Consider the following 23525-nt stretch of genomic DNA (forward strand, 5'->3'; position numbering starts at 1 on the left):
TTTTTTACAAAAAAAGAGGGAATTGGTCCCTCTTCACTTTTTACACATCATAATTTACAACGTAATGCTGCATTTCCGTATTGTAGTAGCCTTCACTATATTCAATTACTTCGCCAACTTCATCGTAAGAATAGCGCATACGTTTTAATAACGCTGTTCCCTCTTTTTCTCCTAACGCTTCTGCAACGAAATTAGGCGCAAATCCAACAGCGAATTCATCTCTGAAGTTTTCTAAATGTATACCACGGTCCTCGACTAGATCATAAAGCGATTGTAAGTCAAAGTCCGCTAAGTCTGTACTTGCCATTTGTGCTGAGAAATAGTGCGTATAATGAATGTACGGAGTATCATTTAAAGCATATAGACGCTCAATACGAAAACTCTCTTTACCAAACAAACGAAATGGTACTGTTCCTTCTTCATTATGAACCACTTCTGCCTTTAGCAATTTCTTTTGTACTTTATAGCCTTCTTCCACTAACACTTCTGTAAATTTCTTTCCCTTTGAAAGCTTTGTCGCAGAAGTATTTCGAATGACTTTCGTTCCTTTACCACTTTTCTTTTCTAAATATCCTTCTTGAACGAGTTCTTTAATTGCGTTTCGCACTGTAATTTTACTCACTTTGAACTCTTCTTCTAATTGTGGTTCAGAAGGAATATTTGTATGAATGGCATAAACACCATGTAATATTCGATCACGAATAATATTTTTAATTTGTAAATATAATGGACCTCTTTTTCTCGTTACGTTCACCGTTACACCCACTACCTTTCTACATCACCTACTGATGCCGTCATTGCCCGAAGTATATCTTTCTCTGATGACATTGGCGTATCACCGACGATTGTATGTGCAAGCATTCCAGCTGCTGACGCAAATGAAACAGCTTTCTCTGGTGCAAACTCTTCTATCTCGCCATGAATAATTCCGCTCGTATAAGCATCTCCAGCACCTATTCTATCATATACAGAAAACGTAAGTGTTTTGGCAAAAGTGAACGTCCCATCTTTACATATGAATCCGCGAAGTGAGTGTGTATTATCGCTATTAATAGAACGATGTGTCCCAGAAATTGTAGCGATATTATATATTTCAGCGACTTTTGGAATAAGATCAACAAGCTGTGCTTCTCGCTCCGTCTCTTCCGTTTTCATTCCAAGAACGAACATTGCATCTTTTTCGTTCATCATTACAATATCAGCTAGCCCTAACATTTCTTCATAATGCGGTTTCGCCTGTTTATATCCATCTTCTCCCCAAAGCGATGGACGATAATTGCAATCAAAGACAACAGTGCCTCCATTTTCTTTAACTGCCTTCGCCAAAGATTTCATATGATGGCGCACAGTATCATTCATCGCAAGGGTAATCCCGCAAAAATGAACGATATCAATTTCTTTTGCGATTTCTTCAAATTGGTACATCTCTTCACATGCCGTATTGAAACTACTTTCTAATCGGTTCGAATATGTAACGCGGCTTGCGCGTGCTCCAAATCCATTTTCTAAAAAGTACATACCAACATATTTACCGCCTCTTGAAATAAACGGTGCTTGAATGCCTAGTTTTTGAATGTGCGATACCGCCGCATCTCCAACCGAATTTTCCGGTAAAGTTGAAATAAGAAGCCCTTCATGCCCTAGATGAGAAAGTGCTGCTGCAACGTTCACACCTGTACCTGAAAATGAGTAATTTAATGAGTTTGCTTGCGATAGCAATTCATACCCTGGCACTTGCAGGCGCATCATAACTTCACCGAATGCTGCAATTTTCTTACGCATATTGATCAACTAACTTCTTCACGACCGCTAGTAATTCACGAACATCTTCTGTTTTCGTATTGCCAGTTTCTTTATCAATAATAGAAGAGTACACATGCGGGATAACTTGCTCTACGTTTGCTTCTAATGCAATACGTACAATTGTTTCAAAGTTTTCTTTATCAATTCCGCCCGTTGGCTCTAATGCAAATCCTTCTTCCGCACATGCTTTCGCAACAGCGCGATATTCTTCTTCATGCGCTAAACCTTTCATTGGGAAGTATTTCAATGAATTCCCGCCCATATCACGTACAAGTGCGATCGCTGTTTTAATTGGAACGATTGCTTTTTCTTCTCCAGCTGCACTAATTGGACCAGTAGAAATATTTACGTACCCTACTTTTCCTGTTGGTGATACTAAACTATTAATCCAGCTATCTTTTCCGCCAAGATTTGCACGTGTTGCTCCAACTGAAGGGAACACTTGGTTAATATGGCTACCTGGATAATGCTTCGCAATTTCAGCTACAACTGCTGCTTGGCGATTATCTCCTGCTCCTAGTCCGATTGATACAGCGTCATCAATTTCTTTTCCGTATGCTTTCATCGCAGTTACTGCTTCTTCTACTGTTGGATAATCTTTTGATAACACTCCAACGACTACATAACCTTCTGCTGCCTCAAAGATATCTTTCGCATTTCGGGTATTGTTCGCTAATACATTTAATGCTACGCGGCCTTTATAAAAACGTTTTTGAATGTTTGTCATTTTAGTTTCCCCCTACAATTTCTCTCATTTTTTCTTCAATTACATGTATGTCATCACCTTGAAGTGGGCGTGGATCAATATCAAAGAATCCTTGTCTTACTCCGTAATCACGTGTGTAAATTGCGATTTCCCCTTCGCGTAATGCTGTTACAACGTCTTTTGCTGATTTATTTAACTCGTTCTCGTTAATATGAATACGTGCTCTAAAGATTGCTCTTCCTGCCTCATCTTGAACGATCGTTACATTTACACCATTTAATTCTTTTAGCGGCATAAGTACTTGTAATAACTCTTTTTCTTGTTCACTCTTATCTTCTTTTACTCCGTACTCATCAAGCGCTTGAAGTAAACCGAAAGTTGTTTCTTTCCCAACTTTCATACTTCTACCACTGCAATGTAATTGCACTTTCAGCCACTCGATATATTTTCGTTTCCCGCCGACAATACCAGAAGTAGGTCCTTCAATTGCCTTTGAACCGCTATAAATGGCTAGGTCTGAATACTTCACATATTTTTGAATATCTTCTTCTGCTGCTGCATCAACGATAAGTGGTACATTATTTCGCTGCGCTACTTCCCACGCTTCTTCAACAGAAATCATATTTTTTTGCACTGCATGATGTGATTTCACATAAAGAATAGCTGCTGTATTTTCGCCAATTGCATCTTCAATATGCTCCGCTTTCCCTTCATTTGCGTAACCTACTTCAACGAGCTTACCGCCGCCTAAATAAATCATCGTTTCAACAGGAGCACCGTATTGAACGTTATGACCTTTTAACATAATCACTTCGTTTTTCGCGATTACTTCTTGATGAAGTCTTTCACTTTTACGGCGATTTCCTTCTGTAACGATACCAGCGATAGAAAGCGCAATTCCGCTTGATGCTGAATTTACAACAACTGCTGCCTCTGAATCTAGAATTCTCGCAATATGGTCTCCCGCTTTATCTACTAAATCAGCAATTTCTACATAATTTTGTCCACCATGTTTCATCGCATCCATAACTGTATCTGTAGGAGCGGATACACCTAAAATACTCATTCTACCGCTCGCATTAATAACTCTTTTTAATCCGTACTTAGCATTCAATGAATGACCCATTGATTACAACCCCTTTCGTATCAATTCTTATTTCAGCAATGCGCTGATCCCCTTCTGAATCAATTAACGTAATCGGTTCATCTTTCACCGTAAATAAAGTTAAGTTTGCAATATCGCCTTCTTGAATACGACCAAGCTCTGGTTTTTTCAGCCACTCTGCCGCATTTTTCGTAACTGCATCAATTACTTCTTCTAGCGGATAACCTAGGTAAAGGAATTTCGAAAGAACGTTAGCCATACTGTAAACTGGACCGTGTATACGATTCTTCCGGTAAATATCTGTACTAATTGTATTAAGGGCAATGCCGTAACGCTTCGCTGCCTCTGCTACTTTAAAAGAAAAACTAGCATTACCATGCCCAACATCTAAATGAACACCGCGTTTCACTGCATCTAATAAAACAGATATCGGTTTTCCTTCTTCATCAAATAAATTATTTTCTTTCCCGTTTAAGTAATGTGTAATGACATCATCTTTTTCTAAAAGAGGTACAACTTCCTCTATACGCGGAGGAGCTGAACCGATATGTACCATAATCGGTAATGATGTTTCACGAGATAAAGAACGCGCTACGTGCAGCGGTTCAATTCCGCTATCACAAACGACACTTTTACTCATTCTCGCCTTTAATCCAACGATTACATCTTTATACTTTTCTACTGCATCTATTACTTTCTCTTTATCTATCCATTCCATATTGGATAATTCATCAATTCGTTTCAAACCGATGCGAGAAATATTTAAAAAGGCAAATAAATTCGTTTTTGCCTGCTCTCTACTTTGTACTAAATCTGCAATACGATCAGCTCCGCAGCTACCCGCATCAACAATTGTCGTTACCCCTTGCTTAACGCCAATTTCATCTACCTCATCGCCATACGGATCAAACTCTGGAAAAGCATGAACGTGCAAATCAATCCATCCACTCGATACGTAAGTACCTGAGTAATCAAGAACCTTTCCACCCTCGCCAGCACCAGCTTTCGTCACCTGTGCGATTTTATTATTTTCAACTACAATGTCAATCTCTTCCCCGTTCACACGCTTCACATTACGTAGCACGAATCGTTCTGTCATTGTATTTCCACCCTTTTCTATAAGAAGCCATAAGAATACGCTTACATTAAAATTTCATTTTATATCTCTTTCACATATTTAGAGTATCACGAAAAAAAAGAAAAGTAAATATAACGTTATAATGTTTAATGGTAAATAAAAAAACAATCCACAAAATGTTGATAGTACAGGAAATTATATCAATGATTCGACAAGGAATATCGATTTACCGACAAAAAACGGCAATCTATTTCTTATATGCCAAAAGACTGACCCAAAACGGACCAGCCTTTTTCTCTATTCTTGAACCGTCACAATAACCCCGTCCATATTGTTCCCCGAAATTTCATATTGCTTATTTACTGGAACATTCACGTTCATACGATCTGAAACTTTATAATAAGAAACCGTATATTTCTTACCTTCAACCTCAGTTGAAACTTCTTTTTCCTCTTTTAAAAAGTCCAAATATTCCTCTAACGTAATCTTCTTTTTTTGCATAATTGCGCTATGTGGTAAGCCGACATAACGTATGTGCCACGGCTCATATTGAATGCCCGTAATATCACTTTTATTTTTCGGATAACGTAAAACAAATCCGTGCTTCCATACGTTCTCTTCAATCCATTTTCCTTCAGGAGCTTTCTCCATTTTCTTTTGAGTAGACCCAACGTCGAGTGATAACCCTAAATTATGTTCACTATATCCTGCTGGAAGTGCATAATCAGATCCCATTTCTTTATATAATTTACTTTGTTCTTGAAAATCTCGGTAACCGCTACTCATTAAGAAATGCTGTATTCCATCTTTCCCAGCTGCATCGACAACGTTCAAAAACTTTTTTACAACACCCTTTGATAAGCGAAGATTTCTATCAAATATTACATAGCCCCTTACTAATTCACTATTGTGATTTACATTTATAATATCGGACCTAACACTATCTTTTTTAACCGGGTAATCTTTATTAACTAATAGTAGATCCCCTTTATAAATTTGTTCCTTTGTGACCTCTATCTTTTCAGTGTTCGCGGCTTTTACTTTATTATCTTTTTCTGCAATTTTAACATCGATCTCCTTTTGAAATACTGGTAATATATAAAAGCCTACACATGCTGTACATACTATAAAAAGAGAAATAAATACCCACTTTTTCATTTCTAGTTCCTCCTTAACGTAACTTACGTATAGAATAGAAAAAACTATTAAAATAAAAAGTGGGGTAAAGTTTAAATTTTTATTAAATTGCTTTGCTCTCTTCTTTTGGTAATCTCACTTCAAATATCGTTCTAATTACGTTACTTTCAGCAGAGATTGTCCCATCATGCTGTTCGATAATATTTTTTGCGATAAATAGCCCAAGGCCTGTACCACCTTGCTGCTCTGATCTTGCCTTATCACCTGTATAAAACATATCAAATAAATATGGTAAATCCTCTTCTGGAATGCTATCTCCGTAATTAATAATTTGTACAACTACCTCTTCATGATCAATATATCCGTTCACATCAACAAACTTTCCATCGTATCCATAGCGAATCGCATTCGTTAAAAGATTTTCAAATACTCGAGCTAACAATTTCCCGTCACCGTTAATAGGTAAATGCGAATCCATATTCAATCTCGCTTCTAAACCTTTTTTTTCTAATAACGGATATAATTCTTCATCTAACTGTATAAGTAATTCACTTATATCAATTGGTCTTTTTTCAATTTGCAACATGCCATAATTCATTCTCGTTATTTCAAATAATTCATCAATTAAGATTTCAAGCCTTTCGGATTTCGTAAAAGCAATTGTGGAAAAATGTTTAATTTGTTCCTTCGTCAAATTCTCATCTTTAAGAATTAAATCTAAATACCCTAAAACAGATGTTAGCGGCGTTCTTAAATCATGAGCTAAGTTAACAATTAACTGATCTTTACTACTTTCCGCAAAATCTCCTCGTTCCACTGCTTCTTTTAGTTTTTCACTCGCTACATTAATTTCGCCCGCGATATATCCAAACTCATCATTTGATGAAACGCGAACTTGATTTGTAAAATCACCGTTCGCCAAATGATGAATCCCGTTCGAAATCTCATCAAAATATTTTAAGTATGGTCTAGTAAGGAAGAAGAAAAACATAATGGATAGAGGGATGAAGATAATTAAAAAGAAATTAATATCCCCAATTTGTCTTACCATTGAACGAAATTGGGCTAATGGATCCTCATAACGAACTACTAGCTTATAATAAATCCGTAATCCTTCATAAAGTAAATACGTTATGCCAGCAGCAAATATCATACTTAGCGCAAATAGCATAACCATCTTTGAGCGAAAGCTTCTCATCTTTTTAGCCATTGAAAGTATAACCTACTCCCCACACCGTTTTTATTAACTTATTCTTTCTTTTATCTTCTCCAAGTTTTTTTCGCAAAGTACGAATATGTACCATAACTGTATTTCCACTTTCGTAATACCCTTCAGCCCATACTTGCTGAAAAATATTTTCCACACTGTACACTTTCTTCGGGTGACTCGCTAATAAATATAAAATGTCAAACTCTTTAGGTGTTAATTCAATTGGCTCTCCGTACACATTTATTGTTCTTCGCTCAGGATCAATAGCGACTCCGCCTATTTCTAAAGCAGATTTATTCTCCGCTACTTTCGGCTGATTTAACGTAAGAAATCTACGCAGTTGTGCATTTACACGTGCAACTAATTCAATCGGTGTGAAAGGCTTTGTCATATAATCATCCGCGCCTAATACAAGACCTGTCACCTTATCAAAATCAGATGTTTTCGCGCTTAAGAAAATGATTGGCATGTGGTGCTTGCCGCGAATCTGCCTCGTCACTTCATATCCATCCATTTTCGGCATCATAATATCTAAAACCACTAAGTCAATTGGCTGAGTTTGAATAATATGCATGGCTTCTTCTCCATCAGCTGCTTTAACGACGTGGTAACCCTCTTTTTCTAAATGTATCTCAATTAAATCAGCAATTTCCGCTTCATCATCAGCTATTAAAATTGAAATGCGCTTCATTTTAGTCCCCCTACTTTATTCTGTTTTCATACGCTCGATTGTAAACTAGTCTATCCAATTTGTACAATAAGAAAAGGCTACCCGTAAGAGTAACCTTGATAAATGAAATTATATCAGCGATTTTTTAAATATATCGACTTACCGACAATTAACGACAAAATCATCCCGCTATTTGCAGGTAGTCAGTACTAATAAAAACTCCCATTCATCTTTCAAACACAATCCGCTGCTTTGTTATTTCTTCCAACCTGCCTCGATCTACTTCATACTCAAGTTCAATACTTTGCGGTACCCTTACTTTTCCGCCTTCAAGCATCACTTCTGGTGAAATGATATCCTTCTCCCAATGTCTACTAGAAGCAGATATATCTCCAGGAATCGTAAAGTTTGGCAATGAAGCGAGTGCAACATTTTGAGCTCGTGAAATCCCCATTTCTACCATGCCACCGCACCAAACTGGTATGTTATGCTCCATACAATAATTATGGATTTGAACGGACTCTGTTAATCCGCCCACTCGCCCTGGTTTAATATTAACGACGCGGCAACTGCCAATCGTAATCGCAACACGTGCGTCTTCTAAACTATGGATGCTTTCATCCAGACAAATCGGTGTTTCAATTTTCTTTTGCAACTGTGCATGATCAAGAAAATCGTAATCCGCTAACGGTTGTTCAATCATCATAAGTTGGAATTCATCTAGTCGTTTCAACTTCTCCGTATCCGCTAATGTATAAGCTGAATTTGCATCAGCCATTAACGGGATGTTCGGAAACTCTTTGCGAATTTCTTTCAGTAATTCGTAATCATGTTCTGGCTTTATTTTCACTTTAAAGCGCTCGTATCCTTCTTCCGCGTACTTCTCGATTTGTTTTAGCATAACCGGAATCGTATTGATCCCAATCACAACGCCGACTTCAATTTCAGACCTATTTCCGCCAAGCAATATCGCTAACGACTGCTTTTGACGCGTCGCATATAAATCCCAAACAGCACCTTCAATTCCGGCCTTTGCCATTCGGTTTCTCTTTATATGTTGGAACAAAGACGGTACTTCATTCGGATGAGAGATCTCAGCTTTCAATAAATCTGGTAATAAAAAATCCTGAAGTACATGCAGCGCTGTCTTCACCGTTTCTTCCGTATACCACGGTTCAGAAAATGCAACGACTTCACCAAAACCAATGTATCCATCCGTATCTTCTAATTCAATGACGATACTTTCACGCTTTTCGTAAGTTCCGTAACTTGCGGCAAACGGGATAATGAGCGGCATTTCCGTTATATAAAGTGTCGCTTTTTTTATTTCCACCTACATCTCCTCCACTAATTGTCTTAACTCTCGTCTTAACAATTTCTTCGAAGCATTTCGTGGTAATTCCTCTAAGAAGCATGCTTTCTTCGGCACTTTATATTTCGCTAATTTCTCTTCGCAAAAACGAAGAATTTCTTCTTCTGTTACCTCTCCACTTTTTACAACAAAAGCAGCTGGTACTTGTCCCCAACTTTCGTCAGCCATACCGACAACCCCCGCTTCTGCTACCGCCGGATGAGAGAGTAATACTTCTTCAATTTGAGCTGGATATATATTTTCTCCGCCAGAAATAATTAAATCACTGCGTCGATCTAATACGTATAAAAATCCTTCCTCATCTAAATAACCGAGGTCACCAGTATGAAGCCATCCGTTTTTAATTGTCTCACTCGTCGCATCTTCACGGTTAAAGTAGCCACCTGTTACGTTCGGTCCTTTTACTACAATTTCTCCTTCAGCACGGGGCGGCACTACTACGCCGTCTTTTTCAATACGAAGCTGACACTGAAATAGTGGTTTTCCGGCTGATCCTACTTTCGTTAACATATAATCTGCTGTTAACGTACAAATTTGCGATGATGTTTCTGTCATACCGTACGTTTGATACACAGGAATTCCTTTTTCCACACATGTTTCTAATAACGGCTTCGGTGCTGGTCCTCCCCCAAGTAACATGCATCGTAAAGAAGATGGATATGTACCTTCGCCAAGTCGTTCTAATAAATCTGTTAGCATTTTAGAAACGACAGAAATAATCGTAACGCCTCTCGTTTGAAGTGCTTTATGAATAAAATTAGCATCATATTTTGGAACGAGTAAAATGCGCATACCGTACATAATATTTTTCATTAAAAGAGATAACCCGCCAACGTGGAACATTGGCATACAAGCTAACCAACAATCATCATCACGAAGCCCTAAATTAAGCGAAGAACCGACTGCACTTGCCCAGTGGTTACCGTACGTTAAAACAACGCCTTTCGGTTTCCCTGTCGTCCCTGACGTATAAATAATTGTCATCGCTTCTTCTAAAGAGAATTCTTCTTGTATAAATGCTTCCGCCTTCGGTCCTTGCATCACTTCAGCAAATGAACATACTGGAACATTTTCCGTCTCAAACTCTTGATCCGTCACTAAGCAAACAACTTCCGCATCATCCATTTGCCAAAGTAGCTCTTCTCTTGAAAGACGCGTATTTAAAAGCACAGCTACTGCACCTATGTAAGATAGGGCGTGAATAACTGTAATCATCTCCATACCATTTTTCATCAGAACAGCCACCTTTTGCGCCCGCTTCACTCCTACATGTGTGAGGTATTCACAAACAGATACTACTTTTTCATGTAACTGCACGAAGGTAACCTTCTCTTCCTCTATTTCAATTGCAGTGCGATCAGGTGTTAAAAATGCACGTTGCATTAACCAATTCGGCATCGTCTCCATCACTCATTCTCCTTTCATGAAAGAAAGAGACCTGATATGACATCAAGTCTCTTAGTTGTTTTGTTTCCGGTGTGATCTTTTGGGAGCGTCTCCTAGCCCCTTCCGTCTAAGAACCTTCCGCACGAGAAAGTAAAAAACACTTTCTGTGCGAAAGAGCCTTAGCCTACGGGACTAAACAGTCGGCTCCGCTTTTGAGACATCCAGCTACAGCGGCTAGAACAGTCGGTCGTTTCACGCCTTCCTGTGAGGCAAAAAGCGCCTCTTTTTCAGGAGTTCCAACGCCCTCTTGTTCTGAACGAGCTGCTTCCGCTTTTGGTTTCATCCAGCTACAGCGGCTAGAATGTTCGGTGGCTTCACTTCTTCCTACGAGGCAAAAAGCGCCTCTCTGTCAGAAGCTCCATCCCCCTCACATTCTAAGCGAGCCGCTTCCGCTTTTGGTTTGATCACGGGAAACGAGGGAATTGACCGAAGTCCGGAGTGCGTTTTTCTTTGAACGCGTCGCGGCCTTCTTTTGCTTCGTCAGTTGTGTAGTACAATAACGTTGCGTCTCCAGCTAGTTGTTGAATACCAGCTAAACCGTCTGTGTCTGCGTTGAATGCAGCTTTTAGGAAACGAAGTGCCATTGGGCTGTTTGCTAAAATTTCTTGTGACCATTGTACTGTTTCTGCTTCAAGTTCTTCTAATGGTACTACTGTGTTTACTAAGCCCATATCAAGTGCTTCTTGTGCACTATATTGACGGCATAGGTACCAAATTTCACGAGCTTTCTTATGGCCTACCATACGAGCTAAATAACCAGCTCCGTATCCACCGTCAAAGCTTCCTACTTTAGGACCTGTTTGTCCGAATACAGCGTTGTCTGCAGCGATTGTTAAGTCACATACGATATGAAGTACGTGTCCACCACCGATTGCATAACCTGCTACCATTGCGATAACCGGTTTAGGGATTGCGCGAATTAGACGTTGTAAGTCTAATACGTTTAAACGTGGGATTTGGTCGTCACCTACATAGCCACCATGACCGCGAACTTTTTGGTCGCCGCCAGAACAGAATGCACGTCCACCTTCACCTGTTAAAATGATAACGCCAACATTTGCATCATCACGAGCGTGTGCAAAAGCATTGATTAACTCCATTACCGTTTTAGGACGGAATGCATTATGTACTTCAGGGCGGTTAATCGAAATCTTTGCGATGCCATTGTATGTTGAATAAATAATATCTTCGTAATTGCCTTCTTTTACCCATTCAATAGTCATTACTATTACCTCCTTTTATATTTCTGATCTCCGCTATAAGTGCAACTTCCTTCTTGCTGAAAAAAGTATCACTGCATAGTTTTTAGAAATCCCTTTACTATTGTATCAAACTTTTCCGGTTGTTCCACATGAATTGCATGGCCAGCCCCATCAATTTTGACAAATTTCGCATGAGGGATGCATTTTTCGATGTTTTTTAATAGGCGAAAGAACTTTTCATCGCTTTCTCCATTCAGTAAAAGGACAGGCATTTTTAGGTTTTGCAATTCGTTCCACCATGAAGGTTGAGCCCCTGTTCCCATGCCACGAAGACTATTTGCAAGTCCTTTTGGATTATTAGCAAGTCGTTCTTTTCGCACCGCTTCTTTTACGTTTTGCACTAAACGTTTTTGCGTTTCAAATAGCGGAATATTTTCCCACATCGATACAAAACTTCGGATGCCTTCTTGCTCAATTTTATCGGCAAGTCGTTCATCTTTTTCCTTGCGTTCTTTTCGCTCCTTTGCACTCTCAAGTCCAGCTGTACAGTTTTCTAAAAGAAGCGAACGCACATATTCTGGATATAAGCATGCCATCGTAATCGCAAGTCTACCACCCATTGAATAGCCAAGTATGTGCGCATTTTCAATATGAAGATGATCCAGTAGTTCTTTCATTTGCAGTGCCACATTTTGAATATCATAATGCATCACATCTTCAGGACTTTCCGTTTTCCCGTGTCCAACAATGTCTACTAGAATGACTTGAAACTGCTCGCTCCAAGAAGGAATAAAGGAACCCCACGTTTCCATGCTTCCCGTAAAACCATGAAGAAGTAGAAGTGGTTCCCCGCTTCCGGCTACTTCATATTCATACGATACACCTTGCAATGTTACTTTCATTTTGATTCACCTTGCAAAGATGTAGTAATAACGTCCATTGTTTTTGCCCATAGTTCACGATGTAATTTCAAGTTTTCTTCGCGATTCGTACAAATTTCCACGACGTGTAATCCATTCGTTTTCGTTCCAGTTTGTACTTCTTCTCGGAAGTTTTCCCAACCATTTACACGGCTAAATGAACCACCATACATTTTGACAACATGTTCATAGTCAAGCCCAATTGGTGTTCCAAATAATGATTCGAAATGTTCCTTTTTCTCGTATTGTGGTAAGAATGAGAAAATACCTCCACCATCATTATTTACAACAACAATCGTTATATTTAACTCATGTAGTTTCGCGGCTAATAGTCCGTTTAAATCGTGATAAAATGATAAATCACCGATTACTAATACGAGCGGATCACAAATAATACTCGCTCCTAAAGCTGTTGAAATGATTCCATCAATACCATTTACACCGCGGTTCGCCATTACTTGAATGTTTTTATCCGATGTGAAGAAAAATGAATCGGTATCGCGAATTGGCATACTATTACTCGCAAATAACGTTGCCCCTTCTGGTAATACACTTACAATATCCGTAATTACTTTTCCTTCAAATGCCGTTTCATATGTTTCCATCTCACGAAGCGTTTCTCTCGTTTTCTCGTTTATTTGTTTCCACATTCCGAACCAATCATTCTTTTTCATAACTGGCATTTTCTCTAGTAATGCTCTGCAAAATTCACTGTCACTAGCTTGTACAACTTCTGTCGCAACTAGAGCTGGATCTCTCCATTGTCCAGATTCATCGACAACGATATGAACAGCTTTCGTTTGTTTTTTGATGAACTGCGTTAATGCTTTAGAGACAGGCATTCCTCCGAAACGAATTAAAACATTCGGCTTCCACGTTTCTTTTAACAATTCATTTCGTAAAAATGTATCGTAACAATCTATAACCATCGTTTTATCATGATTACCACTACGGAGGTTAGAAAGTGGATCTGCTAAAATTGGATACCCTGTTTTCTCAGCTACTTTCATAACAACTTCTGTTATTTCTGGATGACTGCCGTCTCCACAAATAATAAGCCCCTTTTCCATATGTGAAAGGCGCCCTACAAGAGAATCTACATATTCACTCGGCATCGTCACGTTCCCTTGCTGAACTACTCCTGTATATTCACCACGCCCTTTATCCCATAAACTTTCTAATGAGAAATCCGGTATAAGCGGCTCGCGAACTGGAAAATTAAGATGAACAGGTCCTTGCGGGGCTAGAAGTGCACTTGCTATCGTACGCTGCGTCGTCATACGGGCGTAATGATACATTGCTTCACTCGCTTCAGGAAGTGCCATCTCTGTAAATTGCTTCACAAAAGTACCGTATAAATTAAATTGATTCATCGCCTGTGGTGCACCCACATCTCTTAATTCATGCGGTCTATCCGCTGTTAATACGATAAGCGGCACTCGTGAATGAAACGCTTCACATACAGCTGGATAATAGTTCGCTGCTGCCGTCCCTGACGTACATAATAGTGCAACAGGACGTTTTTTTGCTTTCGCAATACCGAGCGCAAAAAATCCTGCTGATCTTTCGTCTACATGTAAATATGTTTTCATTCCGTCATGTTGTTCCATTAGTAAGGCAATCGGCGTTGACCGTGACCCAGGACTAATGACAACATCACATACATTTAGACGCGTCAGTTCGTCCACGAATGCGCCTAAATAGTATGATAATGCTTCTATATGATTGTTCATTTCATTAATTCCTCCAAAGCACCAAGCATCGGTCTAAACTTCAAACTTGTTTCTTCATATTCAAGCTGAGCTACTGAATCAATTACGATACCACAGCCGGCAAATAAGGATGCCTTCTCGCCATTTAATAATCCACAGCGAAGTGCAACCGCAAATTCACCATTTCCTTCATCATCTATAAAGCCAATTGGTGCACCATATAACCCTCTATCTAAAAGCTCTACATCACGGATTAATTTCAACGCCTCATGACGAGGTGTACCACCAAGAGCTGGTGTTGGATGTAATTCTTCTACCATCGTTAAAAGACTTGCATCACCTTTTGCTTCTACTGGCGTATATAAATGGATTAAATTTTTCGTCGTTAATAAGCCTGGGCTCTCCGGAATATTAACAGATTCGCAATGCTCACTTAGCACACCTCGAATCATGTTAACTACATAATCGTGTTCAGCCAAATTCTTTTCATCATGAAGAAGCGTCTCACCATTTTGTTTACTTTCTTCTATAGAATTGCCATGACCAATTGAACCAGCAAGGCACATCGATGTAAACTTCTCGCCTTCTTTTCGAATCAATCGCTCAGGTGTCGCCCCTAAGAAGCATGCTCCTTTATAATCAAAAGAAAATACGTAACAATCCGGTTGCCCAATGCGAAGCGCTTCTAAAACAAGAACGGAATCAATATGCTGATCCATCGTTAATTTTAGCTCCCTTGCTAATACAACCTTCTGCACGTTCCCTTGCTTCATTTCATCTTGCACTTTTCCAATCGCATTCATCCAGCCCTTCGGATCAACTTCTACTTTAGAAGTAACTGTTAATTTTGATCCTTCTAGTGCACATTTACTCTCTTGTAAAATTCTCTCTTCTACAGAAATAATTTCGTTATAAAGAGTTTCTGCACAATCTTCAGCTGAAACGAACTGATTAATCGTTAACCACGCCTTTTCATTTTTTACAGTTAATAAAAATGCTGGTAGTGAAAATGTGGTATCATCAAATTCTTTCCAAAGATTCGTTTTTTCTTTTTCTTGGTCAAATGAAAATCCACCAAATAAAAGAGGACCTGTTCCAAATTCGTATCCTTCTCTTTGTACGAATGCTTTCTCTTTTACTTTATCCCACTCGTCACGAGCAGTTTGAAAGCGTTTGTGAGAAGAATTTGCTATAGTGAAAACAGAGCCAATTCCAGCAAATATTACATGCTGAGCTGGGTCTGCAAAATAACATCTATTTTCGAATGCGATCCTTTTTCCTGCTGCATAAAACAGAAGTGGATCCACCCAATCTATTTGTTTTACAAAACTAACTAATGTTTTTTCATCAGTCGCACGCTTAATAGCTGTAACAAGAACTTCTTGTAAGCCTTTTCGTTTCGTTTGAATCACAATTGTCTCCCCCCTATGGGCGAAAAATAGTCATAATTACGCTTGATTTTAAGATACACCTCAAAGGAAAGGCCTGTCAACGTTTAGCATTTCTGAGAAATTCACCTTCTCTTCCTAGAAAATAAACGTTGACACTAAATGATGCTTTTTCTACACTTAATTGTGTACAATATGTGACCAAGGAGGATTCAACATGGAAATGAACGTCGAAACGAATTCCTCTCCTACGGCGCCAAAGCCAAGTAAACAAACAGGCTGGCGAATTTGGTGGAGTTTATTACGTCCCCATACATTAACAGCAGCTTTCGTTCCTGTTTTCATCGGAACAGCTTTTGCAATGCAGGTCGGAGGTATAAATCAAATACATCTTCCTCTTTTCTTTATGATGCTTCTTGCTTGCCTTCTCATTCAAGCAGCAACGAACATGTTTAATGAATACTTTGATTATAAAAGAGGACTCGATCATGAAGGTTCAGTTGGAATAGGCGGTGCTATCGTCCGCGATGGCATTAAACCAAAAACCGTTCTTAACTTAGCATTCGGATTTTTAGGCATCGCAACGCTATTAGGTGTTTATATTTGTATGAACTCTAGCTGGTGGCTTGCTGCAATCGGTCTTGTTTGTATGGCCGTTGCTTACCTTTACACCGGTGGCCCTATTCCAATTGCGTACACACCATTTGGAGAGCTAACAGCAGGATTATTTATGGGTGTCATTATTATTGGTATTTCATTCTTTATCCAAACAGGGGCAGTAACATCAGAAGTGATTTTATTATCTATTCCAAGCTCCATTTTAATTGGTGCAATTTTACTATCTAACAATATTCGTGATTTAGATGGTGATAAAGAAAATGGTCGTAAAACGTTAGCAATTCTCGTTGGACGCGAAAGAGCCGTTGGTGTACTTGCTTCTATGTTTATCGTTGCCTACATTTGGACAATCGCTTTAATCATCGTTAACATCGTATCACCATGGATGCTTATCGTATTCTTAAGTGTACCGAAAGCATTTAAAGCGACGAAAGGCTTTATCGGCAAAAGCATTCCAATGGAAATGGTACCTGCGATGATTTCAACAGCAAAAACAAATACAATTTTCGGTCTCCTAATGGGAATCGGATTATTGCTTGGATACTTCCTATAGAAAGGAGCTGCTTATGCGGCTCCTTTTTTCATATACCGACTTCCCGGCTGAAATTCACCTCATAATTCCTACTCTCAACGCTCATACTATGTAAAGAAACTGAATTGTAGGAAGGTGGACGACTATGTTAACTCCACAACAAATAAATCAATTTAAATCTATTCTAGAAAAACAACAGCAAGAAGTTGAACAAACGATACAAAATCATGAAGATGAAAACCGTGCATCTGAACGTGATTCAGTAGGAGAATTGTCTAGCTATGACAACCATCCAGGTGATATGGCTACAGAATTGTACGAACGTGAGAAAGATTTCGGACTCATCGAATTTTGGCATAAACAGTTAGAAGATACGAAACATGCTCTGCAAAAAATTGAAGCTGGTACGTACGGAATTTGCGAAGTGTCTGGTGAGGAAATTCCATTTGAAAGATTAGAAGCAATGCCAACTGCTACAACGTGTATTCAGCACACTACAAATAAATTAGATATGAAGACGCGCCCAGTTGAAGAAGAGGTGCTAGATCCTTCGTTTCATAAGCACGACGAAGATCATTCTGTAGAGTACGATGCTGAAGATGCTTGGCAAGACGTCGCAAATTACGGAACATCAGAAACACCATCCGATTTAGAAAGACAGGATTCAAAAAACTATAATGGCATGTACGTAAATAGTGAAGAAAATGTTGGGTATGTAGAGGATTTCGAAAACTTTATTGGAACAGATATGTATGGAAAAAACCCACAAGTTTTCGCAACAGAAGAACATGAAGAATATGAACAATTGCTTGATGACTTTGAAGAACGCACCTTTAAAGGTGAATTATCTTCAGATGAGTCTGGTTCTAAAGCATAAAAAAAGCATTCCGAAATTCGGAATGCTTTTTTTCGCTAGCTAATTAGTTTTTTGTAACGTTAGCTGCTTGTGGTCCGCGGTTTCCATCAACGATTTCGAAAGAAACTTCTTGACCTTCTTCTAAAGTTTTGAAGCCGTCGCCTTGAATAGCTGAGAAATGTACGAATACGTCTTCTCCGCCTTCAACTTCGATGAAGCCAAAACCTTTTTCGCCGTTAAACCATTTAACTTTACCTGTTTGCATGTCATGTACCTCCTAAATAAAAATGAAACTATGAATCCACATGAAAAGGTGGATATAAAGGACATGAATGTATAACAAGCTTACAGCCTTTAATACAACGTGCTTTATTTCCGTACCACATTATGTAGCTCAATAGTGTTTTCACTATATCATGCTATATCAAAAACGTCAAATGAGAACACTTTCGTCCCATCGTTTTTTATAATTCTAGTATAACCTTAAATTTTCATTCTATTTTTATTCAAAAATTACCAAAACTACAGTATTCTAATTCCTTTGATTTCTGTACAATATAATTACTACATATGATGAGGTGAAAAAATGCAAGCACATGAAATCGAGTATAAATTATATGGCGATGATATGCAGTTTGTTGAAATTGAATTGGATCCAGAAGAAAGCGTTGTCGCAGAGGCTGGCGCAATGATGATGATGGAAGATCATATCGAAATGGAAACGATTTTCGGTGATGGTTCTGGACCATCTAATGGTCTATTCGGTAAATTAATGGGCGCAGGTAAACGTCTCGTTACAGGTGAAAGTATGTTTATGACTGTATTTACAAATACAGGTCATGGCAAACGACACGTATCATTCGCCGCTTCTTATCCTGGAAAAATTATTCCTGTTGATTTAACAGAATATCAAGGAAAAGTAGTCTGCCAAAAAGATGCATTTCTTTGTGCCGCAAAAGGTGTTTCTATCGGAATTGAGTTTACTAAAAAAATAGGAACTGGCTTCTTCGGTGGTGAAGGTTTCATCATGCAGAAACTTGAAGGTGATGGTCTAGCTTTCATGCATGCAGGCGGAACTGTATATAAGCGCGAATTAAAACCTGGCGAGAAACTTCGCATTGATACAGGTTGTCTCGTTGCAATGACGAAAGATGTTAACTACGATGTTCAATTCGTTGGAAAAGTAAAAACAGCTCTATTTGGCGGCGAAGGTTTATTCTTCGCAACGCTAGAAGGTCCTGGAACGGTTTGGATTCAGTCCTTAACACTTAGCCGCTTAGCAGCACGTCTTACAAGCCCAGCAGCTCAAAACAGCGGTGAAGGTAGCGTTTTAGGCGGACTTGGTCGTTTATTAGATGGAAAAGAGTAAGAAGTGCCCTTATAGGGCACTTTTTATTTAGGTGGACTATACAAACCATTTTGGATCATAAAGTATTTCATCGCTTCATTAAGCCACGCCTCTTCTTCTTCCGTATAAGGAGAAGGCATCATATTATTATATTGTTCTTCTACATTCTCTAATTTACCTAGAGAATACATTGTCTCTTCACCGACATACTTAAGAGTCGCTTTCATATGTTCATCAACCAATTTTTGCACTTCTGAATCTTCAATTTGTCTTCCAAATAACCTTTTCACTTCTTTTGCTAAACGCATAAACTCTTTATCAAGTGCTATGTCCTCTTCTTCCGGCTTATTATATAATCCATCAGCCACTTCTTTTGGTACATATTCTTCAAGCCATAAACGCTGTTCGTTTTCTTTTTGGATACTATTAATTAAGCTCATTAATATATTACTATCTACCTCTTCACCTTCCTCAAGGTATACCATTGTTCGTTCAATCGCCTTTATCGAAACTTCAAGTTGTTTTTTCTTTTCTTCAAAGGCTACTCTTTGATTTTGTAATGTTTCTTTTAAGCTTATATTCAAACTTTTCACATTGAGCATGACACGAATTTCTTCTAAACTATATCCTAATACTTTAAGACTCACTATTTTTTGGAGCGCTAATATATCTCTATCTTTATATACACGGTGTCCTGAACTTATATTTTTTTCAGGTTTAAGCAGGCCAAGTTCATCGTAATACTGTAGTGTCCGTATTGATGTGCCTGTTCTCTTTGAAAACTCACCAATTGAATAGCCTTCCTTTTTGCTCATCCTACACTCCTCCTAACAATATGTTTACAAAAATCATACTCCCTCACGTAACTGTAGGTTCAAGCCTTTTTTCAAAAAAGAATGAATCAAGTCCCTCACTGCATATATTGAACTATACCTTTTCTTAAGGAGGGCTTGCTTGATGCGTACTCCTTTATCCTTTGATAAAGATACTGCCATATTGTTAGCATCTTGCTGCGATCTAACGTATGAACAATATAAACAAAATGGGATTTTTGAAATACCTGATGGATTCCAATATGTACAAGGCTTTCAAGGAAAAGCGATTCAAACGATGGAATGGTTTGGGTTCATATTAGAATCTGAAGATACGATTATTGTAGCTTTTAGGGGTACACAAACAGATACAGATTGGATTATCGATTCACTCGTCAACCAAAGACCATACCCATACGCTTTAAATAGCGGAAATGTTCATAACGGCTTTCTTTCAATTTATGAATCTTGCCGGGATTCTATTATGGATATGCTCGTGTCATTACCAGCCCATAAGAAACTTCTTGCAACAGGCCATAGCTTAGGCGGTGCACTCGCTACACTACACATACTAGATGCACGTATAAATACTGCCTTCGCACAGTACGGTCTTTATACCTTTGCCTCTCCAAAAGTTGGAGATATCGCCTTTCGAAATTATTATAAACTGCAAGTAGCTAGTAGCTTTCGTTTTGTCAATTTATTCGATGTCGTTCCTCTTCTCCCTCCAAGAAATGTCCATTTTAATGATAAAGACTGGGAATATGCACACGTCCATCACAACATGACATTTACGAAAAATACAAAATCCATTACGAATAACCATTCCATTACAACATACAAAACATGTCTGACCTCTCATTTTTAACCAGTAAACAATTGGAAATTTAATATTTGTATACTATAATAATCTATGAAATTACTTTCGGATGAGGGGACCTTACATGCTAAAATTTTTCTTTGCACTTTTTCTTATAATAATTTTTTCGTTTACAGGTTTCTTTACATTTTCATACTTTGCGACAGGCGAATATGGCGGAACAGGTATAATATATACCGCTATCCCATTTCTTTCTTAAGCAACATAAGTAAAACGAGCTTAATCTCATTAAGCTCGTTTTATTTTTCTAAGCAAGCGTATCCCTGTTTTAAAAATAAATAAAAGCCCCTTCAACAGGGGCTTTCATCTAAAATAGTTTAACAGTATTACCAATACCCCAAATTTCATTACTGTACTGCAAAATTGTTCGATCACTCGCAAAATGCCCAGATTGTGCAATGTTCAAAATCGACATTTCCAGCCATTTCTCCCTATTTTCATAGGCCCTTCCGACAGCTTCTTGTCTTTCTGCATATGGGCTAAAATCTCGAAGAACGAAGTATTCATCATTTTGAATAACGAGAGAATCATAAATCGCCTCAAATTCAGCTCCCGACTGTGCAAAGAAACCATTCGTTAACTGATCTACTACTTTTTTAATGTGCATATTGTGGTGATAATAGTCACTTGCACGATATCCACCGTTTTGGTAGTAATGAAGGACCTCATCCGCCGTTAAGCCGAAAATGAAGCAGGCATCATCACCGACCCGGTCTTTTATTTCAATATTAGCTCCATCTAACGTTCCGAGTGTAATTGCACCATTCATCATGAATTTCATGTTACCTGTTCCCGATGCTTCTTTACTCGCAGTTGAAATTTGTTCACTTACATCTGCCGCTGGGAATATATCTTCCGCTAAAGAAACTCGGTAGTTTTCTAGAAAGATAACTTTCATAAATTGACTTACGTACGGATCGGTATTTACTTTTCTTGCAAGCTCATTTATTAATTTAATAATTTTCTTCGCATAATAATAGCCAGGTGATGCTTTCGCTCCAAAAATAAAAGTACGCGGGTAAAATGAAAAACTAGTATCCTCTTTTAAACGGTTATACAAATACAAAATATGAAGAACATTTAATAACTGTCGTTTATAGGCATGCAACCTTTTCACTTGCACATCAAAAATAGAATTTGGGTCAATAGTGATCCCCATTTTATTATGAATGCTCTCCGCTAAAATAATCTTACGCTCTTGTTTTACCCCTGCAAGCTTTTCTTGAAAACTAGTATCATGTATAAAGTTTTGCAGTGCTTGCAGCTTAATTGGCTCTTTCTTCCATTCTTCTCCAATCGCTTCCGAAATAAGATTCGTCAGCTGCGGATTCGCCTTCATTAGCCAGCGCCTATGAGCAATTCCATTCGTTTTATTATTAAACTTATCTGGATAAAATTCATAGAACAATCGCATTTCACGCTGCTTTAAAATTTCTGTATGAATTTTCGCCACACCGTTAACGCTATGGCTACCAACAATCGCTAAATGAGCCATTTTTACAAGGTCATGCGCAATAATGGCCATGTCCTCAATACGCTTCCAATCGTACGAATAACGGTCCCAAAGCTCATGACAGAAACGTTCATTAATTTCTTCAATAATCATATAAATTCTCGGTAATAACGGTTTAAAAATGCGAATTGGCCATTTCTCAAGCGCTTCTGATAACGTCGTATGATTCGTATAGGAAATCGTCTGCGTTGTTATGTGCCAAGCCTCTTCCCATGTCAATTTTTCTTCGTCTAATAAAATACGCATAAGTTCTGGAATTGCTAGAACCGGATGTGTATCGTTTATATGAATCGCGATTTTTTCATGTAACTGACGAAGACTACCGTGTCTCTCCCTATGCATACGAACGATATTTTGCAAACTTGCTGATACGAGGAAATACTGTTGTTTTAAACGAAGTATTTTCCCCTCATCATGCGTATCATCTGGATATAAAAACTCCGATACGGCCTCTGTTTCACGCTTATATTTCAAAATATCTTTACAATTTTGCGGGAAAGGAACTGGCTCCGCATTCCAAAGTCGAAGCGTATTTACAGTACTCGTTTCATACCCTACAACTGGAACGTCATATGGTACTGCCATAATAACTTCTGCATTTGTATGCCTGAACTCTAAACGTCCATCAATTTCTAGTGGTTCAACGTTTCCAAAATAACTTACTTCTACGGCTTGGTCATACCTTCTTACTTCCCAAACGTTTTCATGAAGAAGCCACTGTTCTGGAAATTCTACTTGATAGCCATCAACAATTTTTTGATCAAACAGACCATGCTTATAACGAATACCACAGCCATGTCCTGGTAAGTTTAAAGAAGCGAGTGAATCGAGGAAACAGGCTGCTAAACGTCCAAGTCCGCCGTTACCAAGGCCAGCATCTGCTTCAATCTCTTCTAACTCGTGCAAAGAAATTCCAAGTTCAAAAAGTCCTTTTTCACATACATCTCGAATGCCTAAATTTAATATGTTACTGCCTAGTAAACGCCCAAGTAAAAATTCAATGGATAAATAATACATTTGTTTTTGATCTCCAGAACGATAACTTTCATTCGTTGCAATCCATTGACTATTCATATACTCACGTACCATATGACCGAGCGTATTATACTGATCACGAGTTGTAGAATCTTTGAAACTTTTCCCATACATCGTTTCTAATTTTTCTAGAAAAGCGGATTTGAAGCTTTCAACATGAGTAAACATTTTTTCACCACCTC

General features: G+C 38.4%; 22 protein-coding genes. 4 read left to right on the plus strand and 18 right to left on the minus strand.

What is annotated here, in order from left to right; all coding sequences use genetic code 11:
- Positions 1-40: 40 nt before the first annotated feature.
- The 15 genes from ABH957_RS24950 to ABH957_RS25020 all read right to left on the minus strand — a co-directional run bounded on the left by ABH957_RS24950 (position 41) and on the right by ABH957_RS25020 (position 15773).
- On the minus strand, positions 41-766 hold the full coding sequence (locus tag ABH957_RS24950) for a GntR family transcriptional regulator (protein ID WP_002015828.1): 726 nt from the start codon (positions 764-766) through the stop codon (positions 41-43).
- Entirely contained in the window at positions 766-1782 is a 1017-nt protein-coding gene (locus tag ABH957_RS24955) for a sugar kinase (RefSeq protein WP_404448431.1), read from the minus strand. The genes ABH957_RS24950 and ABH957_RS24955 overlap by 1 nt, the downstream gene beginning before the upstream one ends.
- Positions 1775-2530, minus strand: a complete 756-nt coding sequence (gene dagF / locus ABH957_RS24960; protein ID WP_002191030.1) for a 2-dehydro-3-deoxy-phosphogluconate aldolase — start codon at positions 2528-2530, stop codon at positions 1775-1777. Before dagF ends, ABH957_RS24955 begins: the two co-directional genes overlap by 8 nt.
- 1 nt (position 2531) lies before the next feature.
- Positions 2532-3635: a DgaE family pyridoxal phosphate-dependent ammonia lyase gene (locus ABH957_RS24965; RefSeq protein ID WP_002129640.1), complete on the minus strand. Its 1104-nt coding sequence runs from the start codon at positions 3633-3635 to the stop codon at positions 2532-2534.
- The gene (locus ABH957_RS24970; protein WP_016120965.1) at positions 3613-4713 is read right to left on the minus strand and encodes an amidohydrolase/deacetylase family metallohydrolase; all 1101 of its coding nucleotides are present in this window, start codon (positions 4711-4713) and stop codon (positions 3613-3615) included. The genes ABH957_RS24965 and ABH957_RS24970 overlap by 23 nt, the downstream gene beginning before the upstream one ends.
- Positions 4714-4989: 276 nt before the next feature.
- Complete coding sequence (locus tag ABH957_RS24975; protein WP_016120966.1) at positions 4990-5850, minus strand: M15 family metallopeptidase; 861 nt, start codon at positions 5848-5850, stop codon at positions 4990-4992.
- An 82-nt stretch (positions 5851-5932) separates the two neighbouring features.
- Positions 5933-7039, minus strand: a complete 1107-nt coding sequence (locus ABH957_RS24980) for a HAMP domain-containing sensor histidine kinase (RefSeq protein ID WP_404512432.1) — start codon at positions 7037-7039, stop codon at positions 5933-5935.
- Positions 7032-7730 (minus strand): response regulator transcription factor, encoded by a 699-nt coding sequence (locus ABH957_RS24985; RefSeq protein WP_404457745.1) that lies wholly within the window; start codon positions 7728-7730, stop codon positions 7032-7034. The genes ABH957_RS24980 and ABH957_RS24985 overlap by 8 nt, the downstream gene beginning before the upstream one ends.
- Before the next feature lie 205 nt (positions 7731-7935).
- On the minus strand, positions 7936-9042 hold the full coding sequence (menC, locus tag ABH957_RS24990) for an o-succinylbenzoate synthase (protein ID WP_404512434.1): 1107 nt from the start codon (positions 9040-9042) through the stop codon (positions 7936-7938).
- The gene (locus ABH957_RS24995; RefSeq protein WP_404512436.1) at positions 9043-10488 is read right to left on the minus strand and encodes an o-succinylbenzoate--CoA ligase; all 1446 of its coding nucleotides are present in this window, start codon (positions 10486-10488) and stop codon (positions 9043-9045) included.
- A gap of 163 nt (positions 10489-10651) precedes the next feature.
- Complete coding sequence (locus ABH957_RS25000) at positions 10652-10810, minus strand: hypothetical protein (RefSeq protein ID WP_404512438.1); 159 nt, start codon at positions 10808-10810, stop codon at positions 10652-10654.
- A 121-nt stretch (positions 10811-10931) separates the two neighbouring features.
- Positions 10932-11750, minus strand: a complete 819-nt coding sequence (menB, locus tag ABH957_RS25005; protein WP_002089233.1) for a 1,4-dihydroxy-2-naphthoyl-CoA synthase — start codon at positions 11748-11750, stop codon at positions 10932-10934.
- Positions 11751-11818: 68 nt separating this feature from the next.
- Complete coding sequence (menH, locus tag ABH957_RS25010) at positions 11819-12631, minus strand: 2-succinyl-6-hydroxy-2,4-cyclohexadiene-1-carboxylate synthase (protein WP_002129651.1); 813 nt, start codon at positions 12629-12631, stop codon at positions 11819-11821.
- Positions 12628-14382, minus strand: a complete 1755-nt coding sequence (gene menD / locus ABH957_RS25015; protein WP_404457755.1) for a 2-succinyl-5-enolpyruvyl-6-hydroxy-3-cyclohexene-1-carboxylic-acid synthase — start codon at positions 14380-14382, stop codon at positions 12628-12630. The genes menH and menD overlap by 4 nt, the downstream gene beginning before the upstream one ends.
- Positions 14379-15773, minus strand: coding sequence for an isochorismate synthase (locus tag ABH957_RS25020; RefSeq protein WP_404512440.1), 1395 nt, complete (start codon positions 15771-15773; stop codon positions 14379-14381). Before ABH957_RS25020 ends, menD begins: the two co-directional genes overlap by 4 nt.
- Positions 15774-15966: 193 nt before the next feature.
- Here ABH957_RS25020 and ABH957_RS25025 point away from each other — a divergent pair, with 193 nt between their 5' ends.
- On the plus strand, positions 15967-16920 hold the full coding sequence (locus ABH957_RS25025; RefSeq protein ID WP_002015811.1) for a 1,4-dihydroxy-2-naphthoate polyprenyltransferase: 954 nt from the start codon (positions 15967-15969) through the stop codon (positions 16918-16920).
- 124 nt (positions 16921-17044) lie between these two features.
- Positions 17045-17776 carry a yteA family sporulation protein gene (locus ABH957_RS25030; RefSeq protein ID WP_219301108.1) on the plus strand — a complete coding sequence of 244 codons (732 nt, stop codon included), beginning with the start codon at positions 17045-17047 and terminating at the stop codon, positions 17774-17776.
- 43 nt (positions 17777-17819) lie between these two features.
- Here ABH957_RS25030 and cspD read toward each other — a convergent pair whose 3' ends face one another.
- Positions 17820-18020, minus strand: coding sequence for a cold-shock protein CspD (gene cspD, locus ABH957_RS25035; RefSeq protein WP_001193051.1), 201 nt, complete (start codon positions 18018-18020; stop codon positions 17820-17822).
- 321 nt (positions 18021-18341) lie between these two features.
- Between cspD and ABH957_RS25040 the strand changes: the two genes are divergently transcribed.
- Entirely contained in the window at positions 18342-19124 is a 783-nt protein-coding gene (locus ABH957_RS25040; RefSeq protein ID WP_404512442.1) for a TIGR00266 family protein, read from the plus strand.
- Positions 19125-19147: 23 nt separating this feature from the next.
- Here the strand turns inward: ABH957_RS25040 and ABH957_RS25045 are convergent, their stop codons facing one another.
- Positions 19148-19918, minus strand: a complete 771-nt coding sequence (locus tag ABH957_RS25045) for a MerR family transcriptional regulator (RefSeq protein WP_404512444.1) — start codon at positions 19916-19918, stop codon at positions 19148-19150.
- A 142-nt stretch (positions 19919-20060) separates the two neighbouring features.
- Here ABH957_RS25045 and ABH957_RS25050 point away from each other — a divergent pair, with 142 nt between their 5' ends.
- Positions 20061-20783 (plus strand): lipase family protein, encoded by a 723-nt coding sequence (locus ABH957_RS25050; protein WP_002138843.1) that lies wholly within the window; start codon positions 20061-20063, stop codon positions 20781-20783.
- 319 nt (positions 20784-21102) lie between these two features.
- On the opposite strand, the gene glgP is transcribed toward ABH957_RS25050, so the two are convergent.
- The gene (gene glgP, locus ABH957_RS25055; protein WP_016095894.1) at positions 21103-23511 is read right to left on the minus strand and encodes a glycogen phosphorylase; all 2409 of its coding nucleotides are present in this window, start codon (positions 23509-23511) and stop codon (positions 21103-21105) included.
- Positions 23512-23525 lie beyond the last annotated feature (14 nt).

The organism is Bacillus sp. RC242, assembly GCF_044908245.1.
GTDB lineage: Bacteria > Bacillota > Bacilli > Bacillales > Bacillaceae_G > Bacillus_A > Bacillus_A mycoides.